Raw genomic sequence first — 7,609 nt, 5'->3', positions numbered from 1 at the left:
TCCTCGTTGTTCAGCCACGCCAGACGTTTCTTCTGGCTGCGCAGGTTGAAGAACAGCTTGCGCTGGGCCTTGGTGGTCGCGACTTTCACAATGCGCCAGTTGCGCAGGATGAACTCGTGAATTTCCGCCTTGATCCAGTGCACGGCGAACGACACCAAACGCACACCCATTTCCGGGTTGAAGCGCTTAACGGCCTTCATCAGGCCGACGTTACCTTCCTGGATCAGGTCAGCCTGAGCCAGACCGTAGCCGGAATAGCTACGGGCAATGTGTACGACAAAACGCAGGTGGGCGAGCACCATCTGCCGAGCCGCCCCCAAATCCTGCTCATAGTAGAGACTCTCGGCCAGTTCACGCTCCTGCTCCGGCGTCAGCAATGGAATGCTGTTGACGGTGTGCACGTAAGCTTCCAGGTTCGCACCCGGAACCAACGCATACGCAGGTTGCAAAGAATTGGTCATACGAAAAAACCTCCCACTTACATACTCGTGCCTCTCGGCACTGCGAAAAATTGACCGGAAACTCAAGTACAAGTTCCCAAAAAACCGCGAGGTCAATCACGCGCAAAAAAGATTCTACTTCGGCGCCAGCTCCCTGAGATGGCGTGCGACTGCAATCCATGCACCGATATAACCCAACAGCACCGCGCCAAGCAAGAGCGACAGACCGTCGGCAACTGGCACTCCGGCCAGCGCGAAATCACTGCCGTACAAGCCGGCCAGCCCAACCACCGCGTCGTTCAGCCAGTTCAGGCCGAACGCCAATACACCCCAGGACAACAGTCCCGCACCGAAGCCATACAACGCCCCCATATAAAGGAAGGGACGTCGCACATAGCTGTCAGTGCCGCCGACGAGTTTAATCACTTCTATCTCGGTGCGGCGGTTTTCAATATGAAGACGAATGGTATTGCCTATCACCAAAAGTAATGCAGAAACCAAAAGCACCGTCAAACCGAAGACAAAACGATCGCCGAGCTTGAGGATGGCGGCCAGACGCTCGACCCAGACTAGATCAAGTTGCGCCTGTTGTACCTTGGGCAGCTCGGAAAGTTTTTGTCTTAATGCTTCCAGGGTCGGCTTGTCGACTTCGTTCGGGGTGACCAGCACCACGCCTGGCAACGGGTTCTCCGGCAGCTCGCGCAGGGCTTCACCCAGCCCTGACTGCTGCTGGAACTCTTCCAGCGCCTGATCGCGGCCGACATATTCAGCATCAGCTACACCGGGCATGCCCTTGATCTGCTCACGCAACGATTCGCCCTGCTGCGGGCTGGCGTCGAGTTGCAGGTACAGCGAGATCTGCGCCGCTCGCTGCCACGAACCGCCGAGACGCTCGACGTTGTTGAGCAACAGCGAAAGCCCCATCGGCAGGCTCAACGCCACCGCCATCACCATGCACGTGAAGAAGCTGCCGATCGGCTGCTTGCCGAGACGACGCAGGCTGTCGAGCAGACTGGCGCGATGGCTTTCGATCCACGCACGAAACAGTGTGGCGAAATCCGGGCCATCGTCATCGTCGTGCTTTTTCTTCTTCGGCGGCTGCGGATCGGCGGCTTTCGGGGCCACGCGCTCGGAAACCTTCGGACTGCGTGTCGCACTCATACCCCGGCCTCCCCGTCGCCGATCAATCGGCCACGTTGCAGGGTGAGCATACGGTGGCGCATGCGCGCGATCAGCGCCAGGTCGTGACTGGCGATCAGCACGCTGGTGCCCAGCCGATTGATGTCTTCGAACACGCCCATGATTTCCGCCGCCAGACGCGGGTCGAGGTTACCGGTCGGTTCGTCCGCCAACAGCAAGGCCGGGCGGTGAACGATGGCGCGGGCAATGCCGACACGCTGTTGCTGACCGGTGGACAGATCGCCCGGATACAGATCGGTTTTATCCGACAGCGCCACGCGCTCCAGCGCCGAATCGACACGCTTGGCGATTTCGGCCTTGGACAAGCCAAGAATCTGCAGCGGCAAGGCGACGTTGTTGAACACCGTGCGATCGAACAGTAACTGGTGATTCTGGAACACCACGCCGATCTGCCGGCGCAGGAACGGAATCTGCGCGTTGCTGATGGTGCTCAGGTCTTGCCCGGCCAGCAGCAGTTTGCCGCTGGTCGGACGCTCCATTGCCAGCAACAGGCGCAACAAGGTGGATTTACCGGCACCGGAGTGGCCGGTGACAAACAAGAACTCGCCACGACGGACTCGAAAGCTCAGCTCATGCAAGCCGACGTGACCGTTCGGGTAGCGTTTACCGACCTGTTCGAAACGAATCATGAACGCTCCCGCTCGGCAAACAGTGCCTGGACAAAGGGTTCGGCTTCAAAGGTACGCAAGTCGTCGATGCCCTCACCGACGCCGATGTAGCGGATCGGCAGACCAAATTGCTTGGCCAGGGCGAAAATCACCCCGCCCTTGGCGGTACCGTCGAGCTTGGTCAGCGCCAGACCGGTCAGTTCGACGGTCTGGTTGAATTGCTTGGCCTGGTTGATGGCGTTCTGGCCAGTACCCGCGTCGAGCACCAGCAGCACTTCGTGCGGCGCGTCGGCGTCGAGCTTGCCGATCACCCGGCGAACCTTTTTCAGCTCTTCCATCAGGTTGTCTTTGGTGTGCAGACGACCGGCGGTGTCAGCAATCAACACGTCGATGCCACGCGCCTTGGCCGCCTGCACGGCGTCGAAGATCACCGAAGCCGAGTCGGCGCCAGTGTGCTGGGCGATCACCGGAATCTTGTTGCGCTCACCCCAGACCTGCAACTGCTCAACAGCTGCGGCGCGGAAAGTGTCACCGGCGGCGAGCATGACTTTCTTGCCTTCCAGTTGCAGCTTCTTCGCCAGTTTGCCGATGGTGGTGGTCTTGCCGGCGCCGTTGACGCCAACCACCAGAATCACGAACGGTTTGTTCTGCGAAGCGATTTTCAGCGGCTGTTCGACCGGTTTGAGCATCGCGGCCAGTTCGGCCTGCAGGGATTTGTACAGCGCGTCGGCGTCGGCCAGCTCTTTGCGGGCGACCTTCTGGGTCAGGCGCTGGATGATCTGCGTGGTGGCTTCGACACCCACATCGGCGGTGAGCAGACGGGTTTCGAGGTCATCGAGCAGATCGTCGTCGATGGTTTTGCGGCCGAGAAACAGGCTGGCCATGCCCTCGCCGATGCTGGCGCTGGTTTTCGACAGGCCTTGCTTGAGACGGGCGAAGAAGCCGGCTTTGGTTTCTTCGGTGCGCGGGGCTTCGATGGAGGCTTCGGCAACCACTTCGACCGGCACGACTGGAGCGGCAACTACGGGAGCAGGTGCCGGTGCCGGCTCGGGCTGTTGCACGACTGGAGCAACAGGAGCAACAACGATCGGAGCAACAGGCTCAGGCGCAATAATTTCAGGAGCAGCTTCAGCCACAACGGGCGCAGGCTCGATGATCGGCTCAACCACTGGCGCCGGCGCCACTTCAGGCACAAACGCAGCAGGCGCAGGGATCACTGGCGTAACGTGCGGCGCAGCCTCTTCAACCAACGCCACCGGCTCTTCCGCCACCGGCAAGGTCAGCCACGGCTCGGCCGCCGGGGTCAGCGGCAGTTCAGCCGCTACAGGCATTTCAGGCTCCGGCTCTGGCTCAACCGGTTGCAACACCGGCTCGGCAATCGGCAGGACAATCGGTGCCGGCTCTTCTTCTATAACCGGAGCAGGTTCCGGCGCAGGCACAGGAATCGCGGGCGGCTGTTCGACGACGGGTTCCTGCGGTTTCTTACGCAGCCATCCGAACAGGCTTTTCTTCTCGCCAGCCGCAGCTGGGGTCTTCTTGTCGTCGTTGGAACCAAACATGGAGGACGGCTATCTCACGGTAGCGACGCGCCATAAGGGCGCCCCGGCAAATAAATATTCGATGCAGAACAGACTGTGTTTCATCCAGCTTGTTCACGCGCAACATTTTGTCGAGGCGCCAGAGGCACCTCAAAGGTCGATTAATACGAAGGACTGGAACGGCATCTTCGGCGAAAACGCAGAGTTTAGCTGACAAACTCAAAGCTTATGCCGGGAACCCATACAACCTATCGACCGATCAGTGGCTTGATAGGCGTGGCCGCCAGTAAAACGGATCAGTATCCTAGCACCCTCTCGCCCGCCGACGCTAAGACCAAGCGGGCAGCCCAACAGGTTAAAAAACGAATGAATGCTCTAGCCCGCCGCGCTGCAGGCCTGCTGCTCAGCACAGTCTGCCTGCCCCTTTCGGCCCTGGCGGCCGACCCGCAACCGACCCACGAATTTACCCTCGACAACGGCCTCAAGGTCGTCGTGCGCGAAGACCATCGCGCGCCAGTGGTGGTCTCGCAGGTCTGGTACAAGGTCGGCTCCAGCTACGAAACTCCGGGCCAGACCGGTCTGTCCCACGCGCTCGAGCACATGATGTTCAAGGGCAGCGAGAAAGTCGGTCCCGGCGAAGCCTCGTTGATCCTGCGTGATCTGGGCGCAGAAGAGAACGCCTTCACCAGCGACGACTTCACTGCTTATTACCAGGTGCTGGCCCGTGACCGTCTGGGCGTGGCGTTTGAACTGGAAGCCGACCGCATGGCCAATCTGCGTCTGCCGGCCGACGAGTTCGCCAAGGAAATCGAAGTCATCAAGGAAGAGCGCCGCTTGCGCACTGATGACAAGCCGATGTCCAAGGCTTACGAGCGCTACAAGGCCATGGCCTATCCGGCCAGCGGCTACCACACGCCGACCATCGGCTGGATGGCTGACCTCGACCGCATGAAGGTCGAAGAGCTGCGCCACTGGTATCAATCCTGGTATGTGCCGAACAACGCCACACTGGTGGTGGTCGGCGACGTCACTCCAGATGAAGTGAAAACCCTCGCGCAACGCTATTTCGGCCCGATCGCCAAGCGCGACGTGCCGCCGGCAAAAAAACCACTGGAATTGGCTGAACCGGGCGAACGCCAGATCACCCTGCATGTGCAGACGCAATTGCCTAGCCTGATGCTCGGTTTCAACGTACCAAGCATTGCCACGGCTGAAGACAAACGCTCGGTCAACGCCCTGCGCCTGATCTCGGCACTGCTCGACGGCGGTTACAGCGGGCGCATTCCGACGCAACTGGAGCGCGGCGAAGAGCTGGTCTCCGGCGGTTCGTCGAACTACGACGCCTACACCCGTGGCGACAGCCTGTTCACCCTCTCGGCAACGCCGAACACGCAGAAGAAAAAGACCATGGCGCAAGCCGAGGCCGGTCTGTGGAAACTGCTCGAACAGCTGAAAACCACTGCACCGTCCGCCGAAGAACTGGAGCGCGTGCGTGCCCAAGTGATCGCCGGTCTGGTCTTCGAACGCGATTCGATCACCAGCCAGGCCACGGCGATTGGTCAACTGGAAACCGTCGGCCTGTCGTGGAAACTGATGGACACCGAACTCGCCGATCTGGAAAGCGTGACCCCGCAAGACATCCAGAACGCCGCCAAGCTGTATTTCACCCGCGAACGTCTCAGCGTCGCCCACGTCCTGCCACTGGAGACGACTCATGAGTGAGCGCAAATCCCCACGCCTGATGCTGCTCGGCCTGATCGCCATTGCGGTGATCGGCTCGACGGCTTTCTATCTGTCGCCAAGTGCTGACAGCAAAGCCAGTGAAGCCCTCGACAACGCCAAGTCCAGCCAGAAGCTGCAATCGCTCACCGAACTCGACGGCAAAGCCCCGGCCAGCCGCAAGCTCGACGTGCAGACCTGGAGCACCGCCGAAGGCGCCAAAGTGCTGTTCGTCGAAGCCCACGAACTGCCGATGTTCGACATGCGCCTGATCTTCGCCGCCGGCAGCAGCCAGGACGGCAGCGCCTCGGGCCTGGCGGTGCTGACCAATGCGATGCTCAACGAAGGTGTTGCTGGCAAAGACGTCGGCGCCATCGCGCAGGGCTTTGAAGGTCTCGGTGCGGATTTCGGCAACGGTGCTTTCAAGGACATGGCGCTGGCCTCGCTGCGCAGCCTGAGTGCTGCCGACAAGCGTGAGCCTGCTTTGAAGCTGTTCTCGGAAGTCATCGGCAAACCGACCTTCCCCGCCGACTCCTTCGCACGCATCAAGAACCAGATGCTCGCCGGATTCGAATACCAGAAACAGAACCCCGGCAAACTCGCCAGCCTTGAGCTGATGAAGCGTCTGTACGGCGATCACCCGTACGCGCATTCCAGCGACGGTAATCCGCAGAGCGTGCCGAAAATCACCCTCGCGCAATTGCGTGAGTTCCACGCCAAGGCCTACGCGGCCGGCAACGCGGTGATCGCGCTGGTCGGCGATCTGTCGCGCGCGGAAGCCGAGGCAATTGCCAATCAGGTCTCCTCGGCCCTGCCGAAAGGGCCGGCGTTGGCGAAGATCGCTCAGCCGCAGGAACCGAAGGCCAGCGTTAATCACATCGAGTTTCCGTCGAAGCAGACCAACCTGATGCTCGCGCAACTCGGTATCGACCGTGACGATCCGGATTACGCGGCGCTGTCGATGGGCAACCAGATCCTCGGTGGCGGCGGTTTCGGCACGCGCCTGATGAGCGAAGTGCGCGAGAAGCGCGGCCTGACCTATGGCGTGTACTCGGCGTTCAGCCCGATGCAGGCCCGTGGCCCGTTCATGATCAATCTGCAGACCCGTGCGGAAATGAGCGAAGGCACCCTGAAACTGGTGCAGGACGTACTCGCCGACTACCTGAAAACCGGGCCGACGCAGAAAGAACTCGACGACGCCAAGCGCGAACTGGCCGGCAGCTTCCCGCTGTCGACCGCAAGCAATGCCGATATCGTCGGCCAACTCGGGGCGATGGGCTTCTATAATCTGCCGCTGAGCTACCTGGACGACTTCATGCGTCAGTCGCAAAGCCTGACCGTGGAACAAGTTCGCGACGCCCTGAACAAACACCTGAGCACGGACAAAATGGTCATCGTCACCGCTGGCCCGACCGTGCCGCAAAAGCCGTTACCGGCCCCATCTGATAAACCTGCCGAGCAACCGCTCGGGGTTCCGGAGCATTAATGGCAACTCGTTCTCCTAAAAAACCTGCGCACAACGTTCACAACGGTGTGAACCAGTTGCGCATCATTGGCGGCCAATGGCGCAGCCGCAAGCTGAGCTTCCCCGACGCACCTGGCCTGCGCCCGACGCCGGATCGCGTGCGTGAAACCCTGTTCAACTGGCTCGCGCCGTACGTTGAAGGGGCCAAGGTGCTCGACCCGTTCGCCGGCAGCGGCGCGCTGTTTCTCGAAGCGTTGTCCCGTGGCGCGGCCATGGGCCAGGCGCTGGATGCCAGCAACATTGCCGTCTCCAGCCTGAAAGAACACCTCGGCACCCTGCGCTGCACCAACGGTCAGGTACAGACCGCCGATGCGCTGCGTTATCTGGAAACCCAGACCGCAACACCGTTCGACCTGGTGTTCCTCGACCCGCCGTTCAACCAGAACCTGCTGCCGGCCGTGTGCACCTTGCTTGAAGAGCGTCAGTGGCTGGCGCCGGATTCTTGGATCTACACTGAAAGCGAGACGGCACCCTCGATTCTCGGCCTGCCGGGCAACTGGCGCCTGCACCGCGAGCAGAAATCCGGGCGAGTGCACTACGCCTTGTGGCAACGTATGGCAGAGATCGCCGGTTAACCGA

General features: G+C 60.8%; 7 protein-coding genes. 3 read left to right on the top strand and 4 right to left on the bottom strand.

What is annotated here, in order from left to right; translation table 11 throughout:
• From ACIPIZ_RS18605 to ftsY, 4 genes are all read right to left on the bottom strand, one after another.
• A partial coding sequence (locus tag ACIPIZ_RS18605) for an RNA polymerase factor sigma-32 (protein WP_401166608.1) occupies positions 1–461 on the bottom strand: 461 nt, incomplete at its 3' end.
• A gap of 114 nt (positions 462–575) precedes the next feature.
• Positions 576–1,601, bottom strand: coding sequence for a permease-like cell division protein FtsX (gene ftsX, locus ACIPIZ_RS18600; RefSeq protein WP_064388067.1), 1,026 nt, complete (start codon positions 1,599–1,601; stop codon positions 576–578).
• Entirely contained in the window at positions 1,598–2,269 is a 672-nt protein-coding gene (gene ftsE / locus ACIPIZ_RS18595) for a cell division ATP-binding protein FtsE (protein ID WP_003229148.1), read from the bottom strand. The genes ftsX and ftsE overlap by 4 nt, the downstream gene beginning before the upstream one ends.
• Positions 2,266–3,807, bottom strand: a complete 1,542-nt coding sequence (gene ftsY / locus ACIPIZ_RS18590) for a signal recognition particle-docking protein FtsY (protein WP_401166605.1) — start codon at positions 3,805–3,807, stop codon at positions 2,266–2,268. The genes ftsE and ftsY overlap by 4 nt, the downstream gene beginning before the upstream one ends.
• A 345-nt stretch (positions 3,808–4,152) precedes the next feature.
• Between ftsY and ACIPIZ_RS18585 the strand changes: the two genes are divergently transcribed.
• From ACIPIZ_RS18585 to rsmD, 3 genes are read left to right on the top strand one after another with little or no spacing between them, the layout of a single operon-like run.
• Positions 4,153–5,508 (top strand): pitrilysin family protein, encoded by a 1,356-nt coding sequence (locus ACIPIZ_RS18585; protein ID WP_008077830.1) that lies wholly within the window; start codon positions 4,153–4,155, stop codon positions 5,506–5,508.
• Positions 5,501–6,991 (top strand): pitrilysin family protein, encoded by a 1,491-nt coding sequence (locus ACIPIZ_RS18580; RefSeq protein ID WP_064388065.1) that lies wholly within the window; start codon positions 5,501–5,503, stop codon positions 6,989–6,991. Before ACIPIZ_RS18585 ends, ACIPIZ_RS18580 begins: the two co-directional genes overlap by 8 nt.
• Complete coding sequence (gene rsmD / locus ACIPIZ_RS18575; protein WP_105704581.1) at positions 6,991–7,605, top strand: 16S rRNA (guanine(966)-N(2))-methyltransferase RsmD; 615 nt, start codon at positions 6,991–6,993, stop codon at positions 7,603–7,605. The genes ACIPIZ_RS18580 and rsmD overlap by 1 nt, the downstream gene beginning before the upstream one ends.
• Positions 7,606–7,609: the final 4 nt, after the last annotated feature.

The organism is Pseudomonas sp. NPDC087690 (assembly GCF_044743175.1).
Lineage (GTDB): Bacteria > Pseudomonadota > Gammaproteobacteria > Pseudomonadales > Pseudomonadaceae > Aquipseudomonas.
The sequence above is the reverse complement of the archived record's forward strand: the minus strand, read 5'-3'. Positions and strand labels throughout refer to the sequence as shown.